Source organism: Xanthomonas arboricola, assembly GCF_002940665.1.
GTDB classification, from domain to species: domain Bacteria; phylum Pseudomonadota; class Gammaproteobacteria; order Xanthomonadales; family Xanthomonadaceae; genus Xanthomonas; species Xanthomonas arboricola_B.
Genome location: NZ_MIGY01000002.1, coordinates 85,988 through 110,204, shown reverse-complemented (window position 1 = coordinate 110,204; position 24,217 = coordinate 85,988). Strand labels below are relative to the sequence as shown.

Here is a 24,217-nt window from a genome sequence, read left to right as displayed (position 1 = left end):
AACTCCAGATCAGAAACCCACACGCATCGCCCCAATTTTTGTTAATTCTCTTACCTTCCCTACTGGTCTCGGAGCTGCAGAGTCTGGATACGGTTGACAAGCACTCTTTGGTTTTGCCCGCGATGTAACAGTGACGATCAAAACGAACTACTTTAAAGTAATCCGCCATCGGCTTAGCGTAACTTTTACCAGTATTGACCCCTACCAACTAGGGGAACAGCACGAGGAGCAGGAAATTTCTTGGCTCGAAGCATAGCCAGTAGAAACCGAAGGTGCTGGCCCACATGTTGCACTACCCGCGGCTGTTCGTATTGGACATGCAGTCCGAGCTTCAGCAACACCATCAAAGATGTAATTACACACCAAAAAGATAAAAGCGAAACCACCTCTTTTAGCCAAAGAAAATCTCATCAGAGCCGCCATCAAGCAAGTAGGATTCTTTAGATACTAGCCGCAGAGGCTTGGCCTCTGGTACCTGCTAGTACTGTCGGAGAACTTTAAGGAACTCCCGTTCTTACTGTTAGTAGAATTGAGGAGTGTTGACTGGTTTGCTGACTTCTCTACCTCGTTCTGAGGCGGTATGTATCCATATGAACCTGGCGGCTACCCCTGCGGACCCGGACGGCTCGCAGCTCCAGAGGCCCCAGTCGCCGCCCCCATTGCCGCATATAGTGCAAATGCACCAAGCGTGCCCTGGAAGAACATCGCAGCCATTGGAGGTGCAGTCAGGATTAGTGTCGTCAAAATCAAGCCCATTCCGCCTTGCTGCAGCGCTTGGCTAGTGATACCCGATGTAAAATCCTGACCCAACACGTAACCCAGCAGCGGAGATTCCCAAAAGGCCAGGGACACTTACGTGACCATGTCCAAAGCAATGGATGTCATGACTGCCAGCACGGACATGGAGAAGAAGGTTCCAATTCCATAGAAGAGCCACCGTTGAAATAATGATTTCGTTTGTTCAAATAGCAGACAAAGAATGAACAATGGCCCAAAGCCAACGAACAGCGCCATCGCGATGCACTAGAGGAGCATCATGGAATCAGCTACGGCGGCCGGGCCGCCAGTCCCAATGCCAACCATCCACATCGTACGGGATTTCTGCGAATCCAGTGTAGGATCTTGTACAACGTCGAGGACGTCGATGCTGGATAGAGCAACCTGCATCCATCCTACGCTCTCGTCTATCTGATCTTCCGGCGTATTGTTTTCGGCCGTGGTCGGATAGGGACCCGACATTCCGATCGAAGCCGAAATCGTAACAATCGGTATACTCTTACACACTATTGCGCGGCAAGCTTCCAATTTTTGAAACCAAGCCCAAATAAAAGCTTTTTAAAAACCTAAGCGCATAGTACCAAATTTTTCGTTGATCCGTTTACCTTCACCGCTAGTCTCGGAGCTGCAAGAGTCTAGATACGATTGACGAGCACTCTTTGTTTTTCTTTCACTGTAGCCATGACGATCAAAACGGAGGATTTTAAAATAGTCCGCCATAGGCTCGGCGCAACTTTTACCTGTGTTTACGCCCGCTAGTTTCCCAGACATGCACATCAATGTAGTGCAGGAGTCCCCCGCGTAGACTGGTGAAGCGACAACCAAAAGCACCCAAACCAAAGACTTCAAAGCGCTCATTTTCAAACCCCTTTGATAGATATGACACGAAATTCCAAAAAAATTAACGCGGACGATTAGCATTCTTCTACGAAAGAATTAGAACAGGCAGGATACGTCATTTGACATATAGCGCCTGAACCTGCTACACCCACACAATCTAAAAGCCCATTACTTTCTCAGATTAAAAACTCCTAAATTTAGGCTGCGAGCACTCTGAGAATGTTACTTTACAAAGCCTACCAGACTTTTCGCAACTTTTACCGGCGATCTTTATTGCATTATCCACAGAGGAAGCATTAGCGATAGCACCTCCTGCACCACCATCAACTGGGTTAACAGAAGCAACACATTGATTTCTATACGTTACTATTACACGACACTCAGCTGCACCCCAAGTAGCGCATTTAGATAGTGCATCTGTAGAGGCATCTACTTTGGAAAGAAAGCCAGCACTTAGACCGGCATCTCCATTAGGAGTCTGTGCAACCGCGCCCCAAGTTTTTAGCCATTCACCATTAGGCCTAGGTGCAGGCGTCGTTATATAGCTGTCAGAGCCAGAGCCCTGACTATCTGAAGGCCCAGGACCACACATCGCACTACCAGCCGCAGTGCCAATCGGACAGGCAGTTTGGCCGAATGCTGCAGTGATCGGCAAAATTAGTAGTAGCGCAGCGCAAGAAAGTGCAGGTCTCGCGGAAATTGAGTTATGCATTCCTGCCTCCAGGTCGCTCAGGTAAAGGAGCATTAGCAAATTTCCCTTCCGACTGCTGAGGGGCATCAACTATCCACGTGTCACACTCGTGGGTGAGGCAATTCCTACGACAACATCAGAGTTAGCATCTCTGGCAATTTGGGGAGGTGAATAGGCCTGTGGTGCATAAGATCCTGGCGGCTGTCCTTGCGGCCCGGGACGTCAAAAGCAATGGATGTTATGACTGCCAGCACGGACATGGAAAAGAAGGTTCCAATTCCATAGAAGAGTCAACGTTGGAATAGATTTTTCCATCCAAAAGGTTAAGTGCTCCCCAAATAGACAACACCGTACGCCTAGTATCTATGAAAAACCGGAAGGCTGCATGACGAATAAACCCCCCTGCACTCCCCACCATATTTTTCGCAATTCGTCACTGACCTTTCTATAGCGACATTTTTCTCGTTACTCAGGCCGGTAGCGAATTTCTTATTCCTCTCCGACGGCCACGCCAACGCAACACACTGATTGCTATAAGTAGTAATCACCTTGCAGTCGTTAGAACCATCAGACTCACAATCATTTTTGGCACGCGACACCGCTTCTGACTTACTAGCCAAGTCACTAGAAGTACCGACGCTACCTGTGTTGCCGTCGATTGATATCGACCCCCATCGTGACTCCCATTCGCCGTTCGGGACAGCGCGCGGCCGTGGAAGTTCCTCAGCGGGAACCCCAGTCGAGCTTGGCGATGGACCACACATAGCTGAGCCTGCAGCTGTACCAATTGGACAGGCAGTTTGTGCAGAAACATCAAGAAAAACGACATTACCAAAAAAAATAATTAGAATTGAAACAACTAAATTTTTCATAATTATTTCCAGTTAAACGTACCCAGCTATACAGCTGCCGATTTTATGCAATCCCTTGATCTTTGTGCGCGCCCTTTGCCCCTGCGAGCAGCTCGCCGGAGGGAGTACCACTAAACCTTGGAAGATTAACTCGGGAATCACCAACATTCTCTCTACCCGCATCAACTGGTGTAGGTGGAGAGTAGCCATAAGATCCAGGCGGCTGACCCTGCGGACCTGGACGGCTCGCAGCTCCAGAGGCCCCAGTCGCCGCCCCCATTGCCGCATATGGTGTAAATGCACCAAGCGTGCCCTGGAAGAACATCGCAGCCATTGGAGGTGCAGTCAGGATTAGTGTCGTCAAAATCAAGCCCATTCCGCCTTGCTGCAGCGCTTGGCTACTGATACCTGATGTAAAATCCTGACCCAACACGGAGCCCAGCAGCGAAGATCCCCAGAAGGCCAGGGACACTTTCGTGACCATGTCCAAAGCAATGGATGTCATGACTGCCAGCACGGACATGGAGAAGAAGGTTCCAATTCCATAGAAGAGCCACCGTTGGAATAATGATTTCGTTTGTTCAAATAGCAGACAAAGAATGAACAATGGCCCAAAGCCAACGAACAGCGCCATCGCGATGCGGTAGAGGAGCATCATGGAACCAGCCACAACGGCAGGGCCGCCAGTCCCAATGCCAACCATCCACATCGCACGGGATTTCTGCGAATCCAGTGTAGGATCTTGTACAACGTCGAGGACGTCGATGCTGGATAGAGCGACCTGCATCCATCCCAGGCTCTCGTCTACCTGATCTTCCGGCGTCTTGTTCTCGCCCGTGATCGCGTAGGCGATCTCCTTCTTGACATCGTCGTTGACGAACTTCTGGATGAAAGGACTCGACATCCCGATCGAAGCCGCAATCGTGACAATCAATGCGCTCTTACACATCGTCACGATGAATGCGGCCATCGACTCCCGACTACGGCCTGTGATCATATTGAAGCCCTGGATCATCACCCAGATCGTCAACACGATCATTGCAATGCCCGAAACCCAAAGCGTAAAACGCCCCAGAAGACCCGCTTCAAAGTCGGAAATTCTATTCGTCAGATAACTCATGATCTGGCGATAGAAGACGAAGTCGCCAACCGACGAGACACCCGGATAAGGACTGAGTACCTGCACGCTCAGATTATTCATCCATTGCCCAAAATTTGAAATTCCATTTGCCATTACAACACCTCAATCAACGGTTCGGGCAACGATGAACATCCTGAAAACTCCGCTCACTAATCTTCAAGCGCTTCAGCAAGAGCGGCAGTTTTCACCACAGTGCCCAATATGTTCTGTTTCCCACGCAACATATCCTGCGTAAGTGCGCGTTGGTTATCTTCCAACGCAGCGATATATGTGTCGTAGCCCTTGACTTGATTATTCACTTGCTCAAAAGTCTTGGTCATACGCGTATTCGTATCGTTTAGAGAATACATAGAAGCATTAAGATCACCTGGCTTCACGCTGAAATTGCGCAGGGACATCAGCTTGTTCAAGCTTTGATCCATGGTCGGCATAGTTTCAGCAAGAAAACCAACGACGTAGTTGTAGCGTTGATTTTTCATATACTGAATAGCCACGCAAAGCTGCTTTTGTTGCTCACGCGGATTACTATTCGCAAATCCAGTGGAACTACTCAGCATGCTTGTGATAGACGACATGCTAAAGCTGATACCACCGCCGCAACGCTCGAATCCAAAATTAGGCGACACCGGCTCAAGTTTGACCCCACTTGGCAGTCCGAACGTATTGATCATAGACTGCAACTGAACCAGGTTTTTCTGAAGCAGCTCAAATTGTGCAGTGTATTGGCTGTACTCCACCCCCCACTGCTTTACGGTGGCAAGCATATTCTTAATGGACTCTCCAATCGCAGCCGCGTCTATAACAGGAACGCCACTAGCTCCAGCATTAATCGGCACCAAGGTCAAGCCAAGACTGGCATACAAGGAAATCGCCAAAATCCGTGCCTTTAGTTTTGGAAATCCAACTTTCAACTGACGACTCATGGACACTCTCCTATCATTCATATTTACGACAACAGCGAAAGAATCGGATTTCAAACGACCGATTACGTTTCTAAACTACTGCCTTTCCTTTACCAGAACCCTTTCTATTTTCATAAAACGCCGGCAGCCATTCTTCGGGCGGCACGTCGTTCGCGGATACATGCAATCGGGAGGCTGCATCATTGACCGAAGCATGCATGATCTCGATGTTGTCGGTAGACGCTGAAATCACCGCTAATGCATCGTCCATTCCGCGCAGGTTGAGCTGACAGACACTGGAAGCGTGTCCCTGCTTAACCAAGAAACAGCGAGAACGCTCATCCAATCCAATCACAACTTGGTACTCCGCCTCGCTGAGCTTGAGTCCGTTGATATAATCTTCGCGATCCGCATTTGGGTTGGGCAGAAGGATCAACGTCGCAGTCTGCTCGATCAGGGCCGCCGAAATGTCACTTTTCAGTGCATCTTCCGGGCTTTGGGTTGCAAAAATACCTAGGCCGTTCTGTTTACGAATAGTTTTTTGTTTGTTCTTTGCGAATTCCTTCAAGCCGCCGCCCCCATCAAGGATTTTCCAGAACTCGTCCATCACGTAGATCAGAGGACGACCATCGATCAGGGTTTCCAACTTATGAAGCAGATAGTTGATGACCGGCACACGGACTTCAGGATTGTCGATGACGTCCGTATAATCAAAACCGATGATGTTCGCACGCGACAGATCGATGGTGTCAACTGGATTGTCGAACACCCAACCCAGAGAATTGCCGGAAGTCCAGCGGCGCATACGCGCGAATAGACCATCATCACCCATATTGGGCAAACTCTTTTGGAAATTCGTCATGCTGCGCAGATGCATCGGCGTGTCAAGCATGTTTTCTACTGCTCGGAAGATATCCTCTTCCTCACGCGAGCTATACTCGCGCTTGCCAGCCAGCACCTTTATCAAGTCGGCAAGGAATTGGACATTGCCTTCATTCCTTTCGCATTGAAACGGGTTGAACCCGGTGGGCATACCGTTATCAAGTGCCAGATAGTTCCCGCCACATGCACGCACAAAGATCTCGGCACCACGATCCTTATCAAAGAAAAAGATCGTCGGCGAAGGCTCGTATTTCTGAACTTGGCTCAACAAGAAGTTGATGAGCGCGGTCTTGCCGGTACCGGACTTACCAATCACCATCGTATTGGCAATTGCCTTCTCTCCAAGCGAGTTTTCACTAGGATGAGTAGCATGAAAATTGAAGAAGTACGGCTGACCATTCGTGGTCTGCAGAGTGGTGACGCAATCACCCCAGGGATTATTGCTACGCTTACCACTGGCAAAATTATGGAGCGGTGATAAGCCAAGAAAATTCAGCGAGCTGACATTGGCAATCCGCGTGCGATAGCGCCAGTTGCCCGGCAGCTGCGAGTAGAAAGAGGATGCAACCGCAAGATCCTCCTTGGCGGAAACAAATCCTCCATTCGACAGCTCGGCGCGGGTCGCAGCAATATTCTGTGTCAGTATGTCTTGGCTGTCCGCATAAACGGCCATCGTAAAGTGGTATTCGCCAAGCACAAAATTTCCTGATGCGATCTGGTCCATCGCCATATCTAACTCTATGATCTGGCTGACCGCCTTGTCGCCAGAAGAAATCATCATGCCCTTCGTACGATCCAGTACGCGCAAAGCATCCTGACGCCCAATAGGACTGAAGGAATGGGTAATCACATACTCGAAGTCAAGATATTTCAACCCATTTAAAATACCCGGATATGTGCCTTCAGCATACTCTTTTACGTTCAGAAGCGCGCCAAAGTGATTCACTCCATTGGGAGTATTGATCACATAGTCTCCGCTTTTTGCTGAAAACATATGCCGGCTGACAGGCAGATACTCGTTGACAGGTGCAGTTAGAACCGGCACAGGCTCATCAATTCGATTTACAAGGTAAGCAAAGAACTCCAATGTTTCGGAAAAGACGATGCCGTTTTTGGCCTCATAGATGCCAAGCCGGTAAGGAGCATAATCTCGAATAACCGCTTCGACATTGCCGGCGAGTTCCATCAATTTTGCAACAGCCTGCTCCTGCGAAGCCTGCAATCTTTTGATGTCCGTAGATTTTTCCGCGAATCGCTTACCGCTCACCATTGGACGGTACAGCATCGTCAGATAAAGTTCATTTTGCATGAGTTTCTGCGAAGACAGCATATCGAAATACTTTTCCGACAACTGCTGATTGAACAGGTTGCTGTAACTACCTTTCTGCGTCAGCTTTCTTTTACGTCGCACGTCATGCACCCAAAAGGCGACGTTCACGAAATCTGGCGCCCGCAGGGTCTGCAGCAATCTGTTAAATGTGTTGTGCCGATGCTCCAGCTCCCATTCATCGCGACCGACAAACGGCAAACCTTCCAAGTGCCAAGTCAACAGATAGTCGCCCCCTGTCGTCTTGACCACATTGGTCGAGACATGAGACGAAAAGGGAATAAATTCGCTTATGGAGGTGTCCGGGTTGAACATCTGCTTGGCCTAGCCCCTGTGGGTAACACTGAAAACGCAAGGAAGCCGGCGCCTGACGACGCCGACCCCTAAACTATCAAAAGCCTTCCAATTTCATGGAGGCGGACTTTTCCGATAATTATTGGGTGTAAAAACCCACTTTCCTGCATTGGAACGAACGTTTCTAACTCTTAACTTGAACTGCCAACGCAATCCCAGTAAGCGAAAAATCATCTCGTCGCGTCGAGCCATCTGACGCATTATGAAAATAATCACCGGAATAAGAAAAAGATATAACAAATTCGTATACATAGAAAAAACTAACGTCCCGCCTGCGCCTATGAAAAACGGAACATAGGGCACGCCCAAGAACATGGCAGGCCTGGTGCAGCCGCGGAAGACGACGTTTTTCTTCACGTTAAGCCGCCACGAAGGGAAGGCTGTGAGTGACGAAGGCGTTAACTGCTCCGCAGCTGCCACCAGCTCCAGTACCCAACAGCATACGAGCAATCTGGCCAGCAGCACCGATCAAAACGCCACCAATCAAAATAGGAGCCACATCGCCGATGCGCTTGTGTGCAAATGCGATTTGATAACCGGCAAAAATCACCGCGATGGTCACCACTGCGATCGAAGCGATATTGAGCAGACCGGTAATACTGGTGAAAAACTCACAGGTCTTCGTATCAGTGCCACCAAAATTCTGCGCAAAAGCGGATGATGCAGTCAACGCCGCCACAAATATCGCAGACTTGACGACCGTCTTGGCTGTCTGCTGGGTTTCGGGGGAAACAAATTTGGCATGCTTCATTGTGAATCTCCTTGTTAAGGCCCAACATGATGGTGCACCTACCGGATCGGCCGTGCCGGAGGCTAGAAAACGAATGCCGCGTCCCCTGTTTTCACAACTGGCTGCTGTGAAGAGGCGGGTGCAGGAACTGGGCGGTTTGCGGCAGCTTGCTTTGAAGGGGAACCTAGTATCACCGGTACTCGTGAACTCATCAACACGGCAACCTCTCCATCGCTCGAAAGGCCCGTAGATGCTTGAGAGGCACTAGACGACTTTGGAGAGCTAATCGTCCTGATCCCAAGCGATTGCGCGGAAGCCTCAGGACCTCGCTGCACTGAGGAAGAAGAGCCCAAGGGATCTTCCTGGCTTGAACGCACGGGCACGCTGCTCGCGACAGCCAAATTCTGAGGGAAGACCTGAGCAGGATCAGCTGGCGGCATAGCGGTTGCGGCGTGCAAACGGTCGTCCACCACACGCGACAACACATGATCCGGCAATGACTTGAGCAATGCTTTGGCCGGCTTGACTGGTTGCCTCAGCTGGACTGGAATCTGATTCGCCAGCGGAATAGGAGCGACGCCCGCTTGAGCGGTAGCCCTTGCCATAGAATCGAACACCTTTTGTACGTATCCATGTCGAAAGCCGGTCACAAAATTCCCTGAATAGTAGCAACTAAGCGCCTTGCCCCAATCTTTCCCAGAGCGTTGATAGCACTCAGAGAGAATAGCTGAGCCTGCCTTCAAATTCGGGCATTGTTGAAACGCCTGCTCGTAAGACTGCAGACCGTATTTCGACAAGTTGTAACGATTTACTTGAGCAAGCCCAAGAGAAAAGTTATAACCCTTTTCCTGAAGCATCTGGACCGTCGACAGCGCTTCGCTCAAATTCATCGGCTGCCGTACCAGCCGTCCACCTACAACGCCGATGGCGTAGGGGTTGTGTGAAGACTCTACTTGGACAACATGCTGCATTACAGAAAGCGGAGCGGCCATTTCTCCACATGCCATCATCTCAATTCCAGGGAGCACGACACGCCCTCCTCTCTGTCTCACACTTGGTGCCAAACGAATGCATGTACGCGCAGATGACCGAGGTGTCCTCATTCAAGGAAAAAGAAAGCATTCCGCCCTTTTTTATCATGACTGAAAGCTCCTTTCTGGGTTGAAGTCGATACCTGTGATGTACCGCCGGCCTTCGTGCGCCTTGATATGAACAATTATATCGATTGTCATCATCAACAATCGTTTAATCACGTTGAACTCTAGACCAGAACCCTCAACCGACGCCTTCACCATCAAAGCCAATTGGTCCCACGTCTGCTCCGGGCTGCCTGCATGGCAGCTAGTAATGGAGCCAGGATGGCCAGACGCACAGTTTCGTATAAAATAAAACGCTTCATCTCCGCGTAGCTCTGCCAAGATAATTCTATCGGGCTTCATACGTAAGCAAGCCTCCATACAGCTCTTGGCTGTCACGTTGCTGGCGCTCTGCCCACCCTTAGAATAGAGCAGATGAACCACATTAGGCTGAGAGATAAACAGCTCCCGCGCATCTTCGATCGTGACAAGTCGCTCACTACCGGGAATGTGGTTGACTAACGACTTCATGAACGTAGTCTTGCCGCTACCAGTCGCTCCAGAAACAACGATATTTTTCTTGTACAGTACTGCTTGCCTGAAGAACTCAGCATATTGCCGACACTGGCGTAGCATCAGAAGTTCTTTGTCGTGCTCGCTTACTTCTCCGCTGTGCTCCAGGATCTGATCAAAAAATCCATCCTCCTGATATTGAGAAAGCGTCTTCGTATGCTTAGAAGGCAAACGGATTGTAATCGAGACTTTACCAGCATCGCAGGCAGGGGGAATAACAAACTGAGCCCGTTGACCTGTTGGAAAAGTCAGCGAGACAACCGGATCAGCGTCAGTAATGCGCTGACCCGTATTACTTTCATTGACGACCGCTGTACAGAATTGGCGAGTACGTTCGAACGTCAGCCCTGGCACCTCAACCCTCTCCCAACCGCTACGGGTTTCTAGATACACCTCTCCAGGACGATTTATGCATATCTCCGTCACTTCGGACGAAAGCATGTATTCCCGAATACCGAGCACACTGTACTGGTATTCAAGGAACTCGCTGGATGCCTTTGAGACGGGAGAAACTTCTACGTCCACGTGTGCTCTCGTTACCTTCTTGGCAGTACGTTAGTGAAATCGACGTCCTTTGCAACATACACATTAACCAGCGAACCTTGATTAATAGTGACAGTTGCCGGTCGCCTCATGCTCTCCGTTGCTGCGTCATTTGCAAGACGTTCCATTGTCCTAGCGGTGGCACTCTCATAAGGGGACTGAACTTCTACACCAGTCTGTGAGACCGTTGTCTGTTCAGGGCCGTATTCGGCTGCCGCGTATTTGAAGGCGTCGGCTAGCAAGCTGATCATTAATGCCGACGACAAACGCTGGCCCCAATGTGCGTCATACTGACCAGGATGCCCAGCGCCGCCCAAGCTATCAATGCCTGGACTTGCCATAGAGACATCGATACCTGTCGGCGTCGTAATACGGTCCCAAATCACAGAAACACGCTGGCCTGTGGGACCGCCGCTGTAGCTTCCGTAAATTTTTGACCCTTTGGGCAACAACAACGTCCGTCCGTTAATGGAATAAACAGGCTCAGTAATGAGGCATGATGTGAAGCCTGGGATATCGGTAATTACCCGAGTTTCAAGAATGCACCGCAAATAAGTACCACGCACAAGCAACGCATCCGGATGTCGAATGAACTGAGCGTTCGAGACTTTTTGCTTATCTGCCTCGCTACCACGCTCCGCGCCCGCACCCCCCTCCTCGCTAGCAGGATTAAGTCCAGCCAATATGGAGTTGGAATATTCTTCAGCGCTCATCGGACCACTGCCGCCGGATGCGTTAGCGCCTCCGGCGGAGGCCATGCGACGCTCAGCCAAGGTAGGTCCCGCCGGACGGTTGCTTGCTTGATAAACCGGCTGAGGATAGTCCGGCGTTTCCGCTGAGGGAAGGGGCGGCGGTGCAAGTGAAATGGGAGGGACGTCCTGTTGGACGTCGACCGGAGCAGGAGTGGTTGCCATTTTTGGCAAACTTGGTGCTGTGACAGCAGCCGTAGGCTCCTTCTTTGCATCTGCGACATTGCGGCTAGTCGCGCTTTTATAAAGAAAAAAGGCGAGCACAAGCAAAACAAGAACAATTGCACCCAGGAAAAACAAAGCCTTCCTGTTTAAACGCTGATCTTCTACAGAACGCAGTTCAGGTGCCGAGGCATCCAGATCTGGCAATGGCTGAGCCTGCGTGCGCGCGAAATACGGGTTGTTCGCATCTTGCCCGTTATTTGTCGCCTGAGACCGATCGTTATCTCCGCCATCAAGGCGACCGTCGTTATTGTCAGGAGGATTATTCTGGCTCATTTTTTCACGTTCCTCCGGAGACCAACGACATTGCTTCCATGCCTGATAATCAAATAAGGATAAGTGCCATGGATCACTAACATACTTCCTTCCACGGTAGTGTTCACAACGAAATCTTCACCGTGTTCTTTTTCACGACCAAAGACAGCTGGAAAATTGCCCGTCTGAAATGCATTTGAGTCTGTAAGTTTTAAATAAGTGAACCGACCATCATCGTAGACACTTACAGGAACTAGCCAAGCGAGACGACTTCTCGTTGAATACGAATAGTCAAAATAATACTGCCTATCTTTGGATAGTTCGGTATTGAGCAGCGGCTTGTTCTCATCCTTGGCAGTATCCTGGGCTGCGGTAAATTGCGAGTCGCTGGGATAGTTGAAAACCACCTTGTATTGAACTCCGGCACGGCGCGCCTGCTCGAGCTCGCGCCAGTCAGTGGCAACGACCTTTAGCTCGAAAATATAAGAGTGCGTTTCTGTCCGCACCATCATATTGGTATCCACATCAATATTTTTGGGCTTTAGATAAAAAACATTATCTCTACGCGTCAATTCCCAACCGCTACTAAAGCCAGTACTATAATCTAGAATTTTTTCATTTGGATTCAACTCGATCTGGGTAGTTATGCCCAGCCCGGCACGAATCTGATAGATTTGGTCAGCCTTGTAATCATAATAGTCAACAGCCTGAGCACTTACATTACCGATCATGTAGACCGATGTAAGTAAGGCCAATAACCACACCTTCCATCTATGCCTGAGCATCATTGACCTTTTGCTCCATCATTTCCAATAGAAATCCCCTCAGCTGTCCCAGAAGCAGTCTCAGTCGCTGCAGGAACCGCAACACCAATCGCGGGCACGGACGCTTGATCAACACTCTGGGGAGCCGCAGTTCCTTGTTGCTGCGGCGGCGAGGGTTGTGTCGTATTACTTGCGACGGGCGCCCCTACATCAGGGACAGCTTTGTCATAATCATTATCCACGCGGTATTCGGTTACTTGAAAACCCAACGGATTCTGCAGCCTATCCTGCTCATCCAATTTCAGGTTATCGTTATAATCAAACGCCAACGTAATCAACTTATTATCAATGAATGATGACGTACCGGTTGTTTTTTCATACAACGTGCGCTGAATTCTGACAGCAGCGCCACGAAATCCGCCAGATGGACGCTGCCCCAGTGGGGTTATACTTAGAATCCTAACCCTGATAGCTTTACTTTTTCCGTACTTCAGAAAAGGATTGTCCGGATTGTTTTCCATATACAATTGCTTGTGCCCAGCACCTACAGGGGCAGTGGACATAATAAAAACCAAATTCCAATCCCGCAGCGTCATTATTTCCGAGTCATAAGATTCACGAGCAGTCACATACTGTGCAACATTACTACGATTTATGGCTTCACTAGATGTTATTTGCTGATTATAAAAATCACCTTGAAGTCGAGCGACGGTTGCAGTTCCGCTGGAGGCATCAGCCATTACCAGGTAAGGAACCTTCTCCTTCAAAGGCAACATATAGTAATAACCGCCGGCCAAGAGTAGTGACATCATTAAAGAGGCCGTAGCCACCATCCAGGCGCGACGCTGACTGCGTTGCGCAAGATCCGCAATCGTCAGCTCATAGTTGACCGCTTTTGCCACGACTTGATCAACATTTTGACTGCTAGAGTCTTTCTTACGGAACATGATTAATCCGCTTATACCTTGATTTCACAATGTCAAATCTGCACAGGAAATGCGCAGCTCATAGACCCATATCAATCTAGCCTGCCGCTTGAGGCGTAGCGGGTTGAACGACAATTTGATTTCCAACGACAGACACGTATACGCCTTGCGCAGCATAAACCGCACTGAGTTCCTCGACTGCTTGTTTGATACTAACAGTATCAATTTTGGAGACAGCAGAATACAAAGTGTAATCAGAGGTTATATTGTAAGCGAGCGTCATATTGGAATCTTTAACCCAGCGCTCCAGCATGGTTTTCAACGTTCCATCCATCGGAGTGGCTTGGTAAACGTAAGAAGCATGCAAAGGCAACTCCATGGGAGTTTCGGCAAAGCGGTTAACCGGCTTCCAACGCCCACCAAAATCGGGAGCGGGCTTGGTCGCGCAGGCACTGACCAACGCAGCGACCACCAAGACCAGCGACAGCTTAGACACATACATCGGATTCACTCTGACTTCTCCAACTCATGAGATTTCGGGCTTAAGACGGACAGCACAACAGCTCCGCTCACCCTGGGGCGGCGGAGGGAATCTGTCTTTGATGACTCGCTTGAGCGGGCATGCCTGGCCGACCCAGCACACATAGGCAGGTCACCACCACGCATGCACGCAATCGATAAAACTGAATACGCCGAAGAACCATCCATAGCCTTACTCCTGTACGACCCCGTCCGGCGCCGCCCCTTAACAAAAAATCAACAATGCGCGAGTTCTGGGTCACCTTGCCCTTAACGCACACATGAGTCAAGAATTACCGGCGCACCCTCGCAGCAATTATGAGACGACGGTCACAATCTGATAGACAGCGTTTTCACGTCGGTCTTGGGCAACAAACGCGCGGTGAAATAGCGATCTTCGTAGTAGCGGATCTTGTCGCATTGCACCGGGTGCGGGATGCCCTCGTACAGGAAGACTTCTTTCTCATTGCCCATTGCCTTGAGCTCCTGTGGAAGCATCAGTGCACGCCGCTCCTCGGAGACACTTCGGGTGGTTTCCCTGCCGCGGGTAACGTTCTTCTTCTTGATGGTGGTGTAGCCCAACATCTCGGAGTAGTCGTTTGCGTCCTGTTGCTCGCGCGGCGCGTACAGGATCTGTAACGCATGGTTGGTGATGATCGTGCGCGACAGATCCTTGCCGTAGGTCGCATCCAGCTGCGCCATGCTCTGGATGATGGGAAGCAGACGAAGGTTGTAGCCCGCCATGTAGGCGACTGCAGTGGCGATGATGTCGACTTTGCCGATCGAAGTGAATTCGTCCATCAACAGCAGGCATTGGAACTTCAGCTCCGGATTGGACTTCGGCAGCTCGCGGGTGTTGAGGTTGATGATCTGGCTGAAGAGCAGGTTGATGATGAGCCGACTTTCGGCCAGCTTGTTGGGCTGGATGCCGATGTAGATCGTCATCTTCTTCTTGCGCAGATCGGTGAGCAGGAAATCGTCCGCGCTGGTTGCCGCATCCAGGACCGGGTTGATCCATGCGTTGAGTGGTTCTTTCAGGGTACCCATGATGGACGCAAAGGTCTCATCGGCCTGGGACAGCATATTGGCGAATGCCGAGCGCGCATTGCCGCTGAGGAATCTGCGCTCGGACAGCGACTTGAGGTACTTCTTGAGGTCTGTGCCGTCCCCGGACGACAGGCGGTAGATGCCGCCAAGCGTGGGAGCCCCTGCCCCGCCCGGAAAGCCGAGCGACAGCTCTTCGTCCTGGTTTTCGAACAGATACAGGGCGAACGCCATGAAGGCATTACGCGCCTGACTGACCCAGAACTTCTGGTCGTCCGACCCGTCCGGATACAGCATCGCGGCGATGCTCATCAGATCCGACACACGGAAAGCTGGATCGCTGGACACGTAGGTCAGCGGATTCCAGCGATGCGTACGACGGTCCTCGGCGAAGGGATTGAAAAGGAACACCTCATGCCCCTGACTGGCGCGCCAGCCACTGGTGAGGTCGAAGTTCTCCTGCTTGATGTCCAGAACCACTACCGATTCCTGATACTCAAGCAGGTTGGGAATGACCACGCCTACGCCCTTGCCGGAGCGCGTCGGCGCGGCGAGGATCACGAACTGCTGCCCGCTCAGCCGCACGAGTTTGCCGTTGAACTTGCCCACGACAATGCCGTTGCCGCTCGGTTTGAACAAACCGTGCTTGGAAAGGTCTGCAGCTCCGGCAAAGCGCGCATCGCCATGCAGCGCCCGCGCCTTTGGCTTGACCAGAAGCACGACCGTGATGGCCCAGACGATCGCGGGCAGGCCAAAGCCGAGAATGCCGGACATCTTGATCTTGGTTGCGTAAGGCACCACCTCCGGCAGGCCCAGCGCCTTGACGTAGCGATAATAGGTGTCCCACGCGTACAGCCCGGTATCGAGCCGCAACAACAGAAGCGTCAGATATCCGGACAGGAAATATCCAACGAGCAATGTCACCACGGTGGCGATTGCAATTATTTTGGCTTTGGACACGCGCCCCTACTCCTTGGCTTACTTCTCAACGGCACTTAGCGACGGACGACGGGCTTGTGATCGACCAGATCCGACTTGCGTCCACCACTCTCGCTCTCGACGAGCGAGTCAATCCAGACTCTGGCTTGATCCAGGGAAAGATCCGGCGTGATCCGAGTTCCGGCATCTGTCACGACGGCATAGGCCACCACGGCGTCGGGCGCATAGGTGTCTTCCCGGGTGATTGCCACGACACGGTACCCGCCCCTGGTCAGCACGGTGTGCTGATACTCGTCCATCGCCAGCCTTCCTTTTCGTCAGCGCGGAGGCGATGCTAAAGCAAGACGTGTGATGGAGAAAGCGGTTTCGGCGAAGCCGGCACAACCGCGCGCACATTCGAGCCAGGCGAGGATCGGGATGGATCAGCGCCGGTGCAATTCCGTTGGCGCTTGATGTGCTTCCAGAGCCACGCGCGCGCCTGGCAGTAAATAGCCTGCCTGCCGCTTCGTAGATGCAGCGACCAGCGCCGCGACGAAATGGCACGCCGTGCATACGCCGCGGCTTGACATCAGGGATCTCGCACGCAGGGACCGCCCATGCCGCCCGGCTTGCCAGGACACCGCTCCGCCGCAGCGACGCCGGACCATTGCACGCAATTCGTCCAGCACGCCTGGGCGATGCATAGAGGCAAGTGATCGATCGTCGAAACCAAACAAGCAACGCGCGGAAGCTTCAAGAGCTGGTGCGCATGTCACTTAGGGATCCGTGGCAGCAGTGCCTGCCGATGTTGAAGCCACTCAAGTCGCCGTGCCGCCTGGACTTAGAGTGGTGGGCGGTACAGGGTTCGAACCTGTGACCCCTACCATGTCAAGGTAGTGCTCTACCGCTGAGCTAACCGCCCGTTTCCTGCGTCAGCATTGCGCTGTGCAGGGCGCGCATTCTAGCGCAGGGTTTGGATCACCACAAGCCCTCCCTGCGCTCGAACTTTCGCGCTGTCGCTCTGCCCTATGCCCTATGCCCTATGCCCTATGCCAGGCTGGCAGCTTTCAGTTTCTGGATCTGGTCGCGGATCTGCGCAGCCGCCTCGAACTCCAGGTCCTTGGCATGCTGGTACATCTGCTGCTCCAGGCTCTTGAGTTTGCCGGCGATCTGGGCAGGCCCCATCGCGCGGTAATCGGGCATTTCCTCCGCCACCTGGCGCGACTTCGAACGTCCCTTGCCGGCCTTCTTCTCGGCGGCATCCTCGCGCGCACCTTCCATGATGTCGGAGATCGGACGCGCCACCGACTTGGGCGTGATGCCATGCTCCAGGTTGTACTCGACCTGCTTCTCGCGGCGGCGGTCGGTCTCATCGATCGCCGCCTGCATCGAACGCGTCATCTTGTCGGCATATAGAATGGCCTTGCCGCGCAGGTTGCGCGCGGCGCGACCGATAGTCTGAATCAGCGAGCCGGTCGAGCGCAGGAAGCCTTCCTTGTCCGCATCCAGGATCGCCACCAGCGACACTTCCGGCATATCCAGGCCTTCGCGCAACAGATTGATGCCGACCAGCACATCGAACTTGCCCAGGCGCAGGTCGCGGATGATCTCCACGCGCTCCACTGTGTCGATGTCCGAATGCAGATAGCGCACGCGAATGCCGTGCTCGCCGAGGTACTCGGTGAGGTTCTCGGACATGCGCTTGGTCAGCGTCGTCACCAACACGCGATCACCGAGCTTGATGCGCTCGTGGATTTCGGACATCAGGTCGTCCACCTGCGTTCCGACCGGGCGAATCTCGACCACCGGATCGATCAGGCCGGTCGGGCGTACCACCAGCTCGGTGATCTCGCCCGCGGACTCGCGCAGCTCGTAGGGACCCGGTGTGGCCGAGACATAGATGCTGCGTGGCGAACGCGCCTCCCATTCCTCGAAACGCAGCGGCCGGTTGTCCAGTGCCGACGGCAGGCGGAAGCCGAATTCCACCAGCGTCTCCTTGCGCGAGCGGTCGCCCTTGTACATCGCGCCGATCTGCGGAATGGTCACGTGCGACTCGTCGATGACCAGCAACGCGTCCGGCGGCAGGTAGTCGAACAACGTCGGCGGCGGCTCGCCAGGCGCTTTGCCGGTGAGATGCCGCGAGTAGTTCTCGATACCGTTGCAGAAGCCGACTTCGGCCATCATTTCCAGATCGAACTGGGTGCGCTGCGCCAGCCGCTGTGCTTCGACCAGCTTGTTCTGCGAATACAGCTGCTCCAACCGCTCCTTCAACTCGTCCTTGATCGTATCCACCGCACTCAGCGTGCGCTCGCGCGTGGTCGCGTAATGGGTCTTGGGATACACGGTGTAGCGCTGCAGCTTGCGCAGCGTTTCGCCGGTCAACGGATCGAACAGGGTCAGCTGCTCGATGTCGCCATCGAACAACTCGATACGCAACGCCTCGGTGTCGGATTCTGCCGGGAACACGTCCAGCACTTCGCCACGCACGCGGAACGCGCCACGGGTCAGCTCGAATTCGTTGCGGGTGTACTGCAGATCGGTGAGATGGCGGATCAACTGCCGCTGGTCGATGTGCTCGCCCACCGACAGGATCAAGCGCAGTGACAGATAGTCTTCCGGCGCGCCCAGGCCGTAGATCGCCGACACCGTGGCCACCACCAGCGAATCACGACGCGACAGCAAGGTCTTGGTCGCCGACAGACGCATCTGCTCAATGTGCTCGTTGATCGAACTGTCCTTCTCGATGAACGTGTCCGACGACGGCACATAGGCCTCGGGCTGGTAGTAATCGTAGTAGCTGACGAAGTACTCCACCGCGTTGTGCGGAAAAAACGACTTGAACTCACCGTACAGCTGCGCCGCCAGCGTCTTGTTCGGCGCCATCACCAGGGTTGGCTTCTGCACCTGCTGAATCACGTTGGCAATAGTGTAGGTCTTGCCGGAGCCGGTCACACCCAACAAGGTCTGCTTGGCCAGGCCGGCCTCGAAGCTGACCACCAGCTTGTCGATGGCGGCAGGCTGATCGCCGGCTGGGGAGTACGGGGATACGAGCTGAAAACGGTCGGTCATGGAGCGGGTCTCGGGGGAGGACTGCACGAACGGCGGAGGCCACCTTCGGTAAAAGTCTGACCCGTCATCACGTGAGAGCCGACCTTACCTGAGCCATAGACGCCGTAGAGACTGCTTGTTCCGAGCCAGGGAGCAGGACGGTGAAAGCAGTGACTCGTTCGTGCGAAAAAGGGTACACGGCACTACAGCTAGTGATCGTGATGGCGATCATCGGGATCGTGGCAGCCATCGGCCTGCCCAGCTTCAACGCTTTGATCGAGTGGCAGCGAGCACAGGCAAGGGTTCACTTACTCACCGCACATCTGGCGATGGCCAGAAGCCTGGCTGTCACGCATCGCTTGCCGGTCAGCATCTGCCCGTCTGGTGATGGGGCAAATTGTCGATCTGGAAGGGACTGGAGCCAGGGTTGGATCCTTTTTAAGGATCCGCTGCGCACTGGCCAGCCTGCAGATACGGACTCGGTCCTGCAGGTTGAGCAGTACGCTGCGAGCGACAACATCAGTATCACTGGAACGACCGGCCGATCGCTTGTCCGATTTCTTCCGAACGGCCGCAACAGCGGCACCAACATCACGATCAGCCTCTGCACGCGTGCGCAGCGTCTGGCAGATGTCATTGTCAACAACTCAGGGCGAACGCGGTCTGTTCGCTACAGGCAACCAACCACATGCCCCGCACGGTGAGCTACGGCCAAAACGAAGAGGCCGCGACTAGTCGCGGCCTCTTCAACATCTTGGCGCCCGAAGTTGGACTCGAACCAACGACCCCCTGATTAACAGTCAAGTGCTCTAACCGGCTGAGCTATTCGGGCGGGGTCGGCATTGTAGCAAGATTTTGGGGCATTGCAACAGCCATCATCATCCCCAAAAGCACGCCCTCACCAACAGTCCGACAAGGCTCCCCTAGAGTTGGTCTTGCGACTGGCCTGGTCGATACTTAGAGTGCCGCACTTGTCAGCTGACTGGATGTTGGTGGGGGTCGCAGTGATCACAAAGGTGGACTGAGTCACCTGTTGCGATGAAAGGTTATATGCACTGGTCCCACCCTCCCGCGGCGAAAAATTCTTGGGCAGCGTAAAGTCTACATAGGTGTTCTGCACCGTGTGATACCGCTCAGCCAACTGCGCATACTCGACAAGATCTGCCTTGGCCTGTGCACGGCGAGACTTGCGCACGTATTCCGAGTAGCTGGGATAGGCGATCGCAGCCAAAATCGCCACGACAGCAACAACAATCATCAGCTCGATCAGGGTGAAGCCTCGCGAAGCCAACCGTGGAGCAAACCCATTGCATGCACTCGATACTCTGACCAAATATCTCATTGCACCTGCCTCCAGGATTGGCGCCCACATGGATAGGGAACATACATCGGTTCGGCACCGGCAACGCTTACCACCATCCAGCAGGAACTTCCACCTGGCGGCAGCGCTCCACCAGACTCTGCCGGCGTCAGTCGTGGAACGGCGGATACACCCACATCCTTCACCGGCGTAGTTCCCTGAGTTGTCAGCGACGTCGCTGCAGTCCCCGACGCGAACGACGACCCTGTCGGCGAGCTACGGCGAGCCACGTCGAGTGCGGCTCCACCAGTCTTAGTGTTCAGCCCAAACAGCCAATTGCTCCCCTGAGCAGCACAGCCCACGCTGTTCGGATTGGGGACATAGGTCGGGATGAAAACAATGCCCGACGCGACGCTCGGATTTCCGACCATACGCTCCCCGGCCGGCAAGTCGACATACCAGCCACGCCCCCCTGCTGGGCTCGCTCCCAACACCAGACTCCGCGTGCCGCCAGAACTGGAGATTGTATTAGCCTGCAGGTTGGTGCGCGTCAACGCACTCGTAATTGCTCCAGAGGAAACGTCATTGACGCCATACAACGACTGGATAGCAGTATCAAACGGATCATTTACAAATGAGAAGCTTCCAGTTCCAAAGAAAAGCATGACACCGCCGTTATCACCAGCAGTAGCAACGAGTCCACCGGTAATCGGCTGACGATAGGTAGAGCCGTTCTCGGTTGAAGTGCGGCTTGTGAAAAGCGGCACGGAAACAGATGTCACCGTGCCACGAAGATCAAACTTCCAAACGGCCCCTTTTTGATCGGCTGCGTAAACAGTGTCCGCGTATCCATCACGAACCCGATCAGCTTGGTTGGCACCGCCCCAGCGATCAACAACAACGATGTTGCCAAGACCGTTGCTTCCGGCGACCCCCCCACCGCTCTCCGTCGCTTCGATCATAGTAATAGCGGGTGCGCCTGCCTTGATATCAACAACAAAGAGAACGGCCTTTCCACTGGCGCTGTTATAGCCATTTCCAAAAATCGCTTTCCATGTCACAACGCCAGATGCGTTAGCAACTGGAACGATAACAGGCTTGCCAAGCACATAGCCTATATTATTACGAACTGCCGCAGAGAGTGTGCTATCGAGATCGCTGATCTCCCAAAGGCGACTGCTGGTCGAAATACTTGTCGGCGTCGTAACGTCCATTGCAAAAACGCTGCGTCCACCCGCACCCGCAGTCCCTACAAGAGCTGTCTTCCAGGATCCACCATAGTAAGCATCCGATACGGTCAGCGGACCATCAACATAGTAACGATGATTAAATTCCTGATCGCTTTGATCAAGTGGATCGTAGGGAAGCAGCAAGTTACCCATATGACCGATCGCCGTTGAAGGAATGTAAGCAAATCGCTCCGTGCCCCCATTGGAATTCATCACACCGCTTGCATTCATTCCTCCATCGAAGCCATGCAACATGCCATCGTTGGCTCCAACATAAACCATATAATTTCTATTTGCTTTCTTTGAATCCAAGTAAGCGCCGTAAGTGCTTCCCGGCACTCCCGACAGACTACGATAACCATAGTCGTCCAATGGAGAGCTGATGACAGGCGTCGAATTGACGATATCGCCAAGCACAGTGGTTCGTTCGCGCAAGCGACCACCGCTGCGGACTTCCCCAGACGCATCCCCACGCAAGTACGCGGTAGCGGTAGCTGCGGTCGCCCCCAGCGCGAAAAGGTCCGACTCAGCGCACAGCGACATCCCTGGATACAGCGACGTCGATTTGTTGCAAAGATCCGCAAGAGAAACATTAGTCGCATTGAAGGCGCTAACTGATCCTGCCTTGCTGACCAAGACATTGCGCGCCGCGGCAGACGGCATTCGTGAACTTGCCTCCCATGCTGCGGTGGTCACTGCGACCCGAGTCGTTGGATTGATAGAAACGGTATAGCCGGTAAGACGGCCAAACCAATCTGTGCCCTCATTGGCGATTTCGTAGTTGGGCACTACTGAGAACGAGCCAGCGCCGATGCGCGCACCGCTCTGTGCAAGCGTCCCCGAAGGAGACGAACCGGATGTCACCGAAGAGAGAACTCTCCGCATCGCAGCCGTAATTTCAGCCGGAGTTTTTGCGTTGATGTACTGACCGCGAGTGTTGGTTGCAGCGTGCCAGATGTCATCAACAGTGCTTCTTTCGTCATTTTCACGCGGCGGCCAATTCTGGTAAATCGCTGGAGTGGTATAAGCATCCCGCACCACATCCGGGTCAAATAAGTTCCCCCGCGCACCCAGTGTGATACCGTAAAAATTTACGTGCAGATTCTTCTGACAGTCCAATCTTACGTTGGCATTCGCGGTGTTGCAGGAACTTGGAACGGGCACCAGCCCAGAGGCCAAGTCAGGACGAATGGGAGATCCGCCATCGATGTTGTTGTAATATCTGGCAGCGATGTCACCCATGGTGTTGTCATAGCTGTCGCTAAATGGAACTCCCATTCCGCCATCGCCAGCTGCGTTACTGACCTGCGGCCCATTCTGATTACTATAACCATCCGTAAAAAGCATCACGGCGTTCTTCTGGCAAGCCAGCTGGACCGGAGCGGCGCCGTCTGTACGCTGGAATTGGACTCCCGCAGCATTTACTGCCTGGCGATTTGGCGTACCGCCGCTTGCAGGCAATGCAAGGATCGAATTGTAAAGCGCGGTTTTCTCGCTTGCCGTTGCCATATTTCGCATCGGCAACCGGTCCGTAATGGCGTCATAGCTGGCGTACTGATTGATGCGAAAGAATCCTACCCGCATATTATTGACGTCAGCCAACGACCTGGTCATACCCGCGATAATTGCCCTATTGCGATTACCGTAGAAAGAAAACCAATTTGCGAAGTTTTGCAAGGCAACGGTATTAGTGGTACCGATCGTGTACTTCCACATATCACAGCCCGTTCCGCATACATCTCGTACACGCTCACGCGGCACTGAGTCATACGCGGAGGCAGAGCCGGGAAGGACTGGCCGAGCATCATTATTACCCGTGTAAGGAACGAAAAAGGTTGCAGGCCAAAACCTTATCAGCAGCGTCTGCGAACCACCATTCCAAGTGACATCAGTTGTCGCCGTTGTCTCAGCTCCGAAATAGAGATTATTGTTATTATCCCTGAAACGCTGCCTGTAACTTGTACCTCGGGGTAACACCATTCTGTTCTGAATTCGAAAACTACTATTGAAATCCTCACCCATGTAATTCGATGCCAACGCGATGGTTGCGGATTGCAGCGGATTAATACGGGTATTCATCGGATCGGCTTGAGGAAATGATGTGCCGTCATTATTGATCCATGGCTCGTATTTGACCGTCGGATCATAATATGTTGGATTGTAGGCAGCCGAGCGCGCGAAGCCCAGGCTATCCAACGGAGGAACACCTAGTCGATTCTCGTCGATACGGACACCAGGAAGCACGTGGTTGTAACCACATCCAACGCTTCTTGTATCTTCCGTATTGAGTACCCCAGGGCTTGAGAAAAACGTATATTGCGCAGTACTCCAGCAGCCTTGGCCATCCTGCCCTGGAAACTGGGTTTGAAAGGTCATCGACCCCGAATCGTCAACAGCCATGATGAACGCGGGCGGCGTCTGCACTTGATTATTCATTGGCGCCTGGGCCAGAACGCCCTGGCCCTGCGCGGCGATCAACGCATAGATAAAGCACCCCAGGCCAACGGCACCGGCGGCTGCAGAAGCAAGAATTACTTTCGTTCTATGAGATTTCAT

At 52.9% G+C, this 24,217-nt stretch carries 20 protein-coding genes and 2 tRNA genes; 1 reads left to right on the top strand and 21 read right to left on the bottom strand.

The window, feature by feature from the left end; genetic code table 11:
* Positions 1 to 852 precede the first annotated feature (852 nt).
* The 18 genes from XarjCFBP7645_RS22090 to uvrB form a co-directional block, all read right to left on the bottom strand.
* A complete protein-coding gene (locus XarjCFBP7645_RS22090) occupies positions 853 to 1,014 on the bottom strand; it encodes a type IV secretion system protein (RefSeq protein ID WP_308686221.1) in 162 nt (53 codons plus the stop codon).
* 784 nt (positions 1,015 to 1,798) lie between these two features.
* Positions 1,799 to 2,209 carry a DUF4189 domain-containing protein gene (locus tag XarjCFBP7645_RS22195; RefSeq protein ID WP_429001465.1) on the bottom strand — a complete coding sequence of 137 codons (411 nt, stop codon included), beginning with the start codon at positions 2,207 to 2,209 and terminating at the stop codon, positions 1,799 to 1,801.
* Positions 2,210 to 2,664: 455 nt separating this feature from the next.
* Positions 2,665 to 3,072 (bottom strand): DUF4189 domain-containing protein, encoded by a 408-nt coding sequence (locus tag XarjCFBP7645_RS22190; RefSeq protein ID WP_429001464.1) that lies wholly within the window; start codon positions 3,070 to 3,072, stop codon positions 2,665 to 2,667.
* A gap of 151 nt (positions 3,073 to 3,223) precedes the next feature.
* Positions 3,224 to 4,393: a type IV secretion system protein gene (locus XarjCFBP7645_RS07380; protein WP_258079521.1), complete on the bottom strand. Its 1,170-nt coding sequence runs from the start codon at positions 4,391 to 4,393 to the stop codon at positions 3,224 to 3,226.
* Positions 4,394 to 4,449: 56 nt separating this feature from the next.
* On the bottom strand, positions 4,450 to 5,223 hold the full coding sequence (locus XarjCFBP7645_RS07375) for a hypothetical protein (RefSeq protein ID WP_146096298.1): 774 nt from the start codon (positions 5,221 to 5,223) through the stop codon (positions 4,450 to 4,452).
* Between the two features lie 70 nt (positions 5,224 to 5,293).
* Positions 5,294 to 7,726, bottom strand: coding sequence for a VirB4 family type IV secretion/conjugal transfer ATPase (locus XarjCFBP7645_RS07370; protein WP_104536896.1), 2,433 nt, complete (start codon positions 7,724 to 7,726; stop codon positions 5,294 to 5,296).
* Positions 7,727 to 7,819: 93 nt separating this feature from the next.
* The gene (locus XarjCFBP7645_RS07365) at positions 7,820 to 8,122 is read right to left on the bottom strand and encodes a type IV secretion system protein VirB3 (protein ID WP_104536895.1); all 303 of its coding nucleotides are present in this window, start codon (positions 8,120 to 8,122) and stop codon (positions 7,820 to 7,822) included.
* Position 8,123: 1 nt separating this feature from the next.
* Complete coding sequence (locus XarjCFBP7645_RS07360) at positions 8,124 to 8,516, bottom strand: TrbC/VirB2 family protein (RefSeq protein WP_104536893.1); 393 nt, start codon at positions 8,514 to 8,516, stop codon at positions 8,124 to 8,126.
* Positions 8,517 to 8,578: 62 nt separating this feature from the next.
* On the bottom strand, positions 8,579 to 9,523 hold the full coding sequence (locus tag XarjCFBP7645_RS07355) for a lytic transglycosylase domain-containing protein (RefSeq protein WP_104536891.1): 945 nt from the start codon (positions 9,521 to 9,523) through the stop codon (positions 8,579 to 8,581).
* 108 nt (positions 9,524 to 9,631) lie between these two features.
* The gene (gene virB11 / locus XarjCFBP7645_RS07350) at positions 9,632 to 10,669 is read right to left on the bottom strand and encodes a P-type DNA transfer ATPase VirB11 (protein WP_104536889.1); all 1,038 of its coding nucleotides are present in this window, start codon (positions 10,667 to 10,669) and stop codon (positions 9,632 to 9,634) included.
* Between the two features lie 11 nt (positions 10,670 to 10,680).
* Positions 10,681 to 11,934, bottom strand: coding sequence for a TrbI/VirB10 family protein (locus XarjCFBP7645_RS07345; protein WP_104536887.1), 1,254 nt, complete (start codon positions 11,932 to 11,934; stop codon positions 10,681 to 10,683).
* On the bottom strand, positions 11,931 to 12,701 hold the full coding sequence (locus XarjCFBP7645_RS07340; RefSeq protein WP_181126242.1) for a TrbG/VirB9 family P-type conjugative transfer protein: 771 nt from the start codon (positions 12,699 to 12,701) through the stop codon (positions 11,931 to 11,933). Before XarjCFBP7645_RS07340 ends, XarjCFBP7645_RS07345 begins: the two co-directional genes overlap by 4 nt.
* Positions 12,698 to 13,624, bottom strand: a complete 927-nt coding sequence (locus tag XarjCFBP7645_RS07335; protein WP_104536885.1) for a virB8 family protein — start codon at positions 13,622 to 13,624, stop codon at positions 12,698 to 12,700. Before XarjCFBP7645_RS07335 ends, XarjCFBP7645_RS07340 begins: the two co-directional genes overlap by 4 nt.
* Before the next feature lie 76 nt (positions 13,625 to 13,700).
* The gene (locus tag XarjCFBP7645_RS07330) at positions 13,701 to 14,105 is read right to left on the bottom strand and encodes a hypothetical protein (RefSeq protein ID WP_104536884.1); all 405 of its coding nucleotides are present in this window, start codon (positions 14,103 to 14,105) and stop codon (positions 13,701 to 13,703) included.
* 347 nt (positions 14,106 to 14,452) lie between these two features.
* Positions 14,453 to 16,126 (bottom strand): type IV secretory system conjugative DNA transfer family protein, encoded by a 1,674-nt coding sequence (locus XarjCFBP7645_RS07325; protein WP_104536882.1) that lies wholly within the window; start codon positions 16,124 to 16,126, stop codon positions 14,453 to 14,455.
* A gap of 35 nt (positions 16,127 to 16,161) precedes the next feature.
* Complete coding sequence (locus tag XarjCFBP7645_RS07320) at positions 16,162 to 16,404, bottom strand: hypothetical protein (RefSeq protein WP_016901079.1); 243 nt, start codon at positions 16,402 to 16,404, stop codon at positions 16,162 to 16,164.
* Between the two features lie 527 nt (positions 16,405 to 16,931).
* A tRNA-Val gene (locus tag XarjCFBP7645_RS07315) sits at positions 16,932 to 17,006 on the bottom strand.
* Between the two features lie 125 nt (positions 17,007 to 17,131).
* Complete coding sequence (gene uvrB, locus XarjCFBP7645_RS07310) at positions 17,132 to 19,153, bottom strand: excinuclease ABC subunit UvrB (RefSeq protein WP_104536880.1); 2,022 nt, start codon at positions 19,151 to 19,153, stop codon at positions 17,132 to 17,134.
* Positions 19,154 to 19,293: 140 nt separating this feature from the next.
* Here uvrB and XarjCFBP7645_RS07305 point away from each other — a divergent pair, with 140 nt between their 5' ends.
* Entirely contained in the window at positions 19,294 to 19,836 is a 543-nt protein-coding gene (locus XarjCFBP7645_RS07305) for a GspH/FimT family pseudopilin (RefSeq protein ID WP_026064032.1), read from the top strand.
* A 51-nt stretch (positions 19,837 to 19,887) separates the two neighbouring features.
* Here the strand turns inward: XarjCFBP7645_RS07305 and XarjCFBP7645_RS07300 are convergent.
* From XarjCFBP7645_RS07300 to XarjCFBP7645_RS07290, 3 genes are all read right to left on the bottom strand, one after another.
* A tRNA-Asn gene (locus XarjCFBP7645_RS07300) sits at positions 19,888 to 19,964 on the bottom strand.
* 66 nt (positions 19,965 to 20,030) lie between these two features.
* On the bottom strand, positions 20,031 to 20,474 hold the full coding sequence (locus XarjCFBP7645_RS07295) for a type IV pilin protein (protein ID WP_104536878.1): 444 nt from the start codon (positions 20,472 to 20,474) through the stop codon (positions 20,031 to 20,033).
* Complete coding sequence (locus XarjCFBP7645_RS07290) at positions 20,471 to 24,217, bottom strand: pilus assembly protein (protein WP_104536876.1); 3,747 nt, start codon at positions 24,215 to 24,217, stop codon at positions 20,471 to 20,473. Before XarjCFBP7645_RS07290 ends, XarjCFBP7645_RS07295 begins: the two co-directional genes overlap by 4 nt.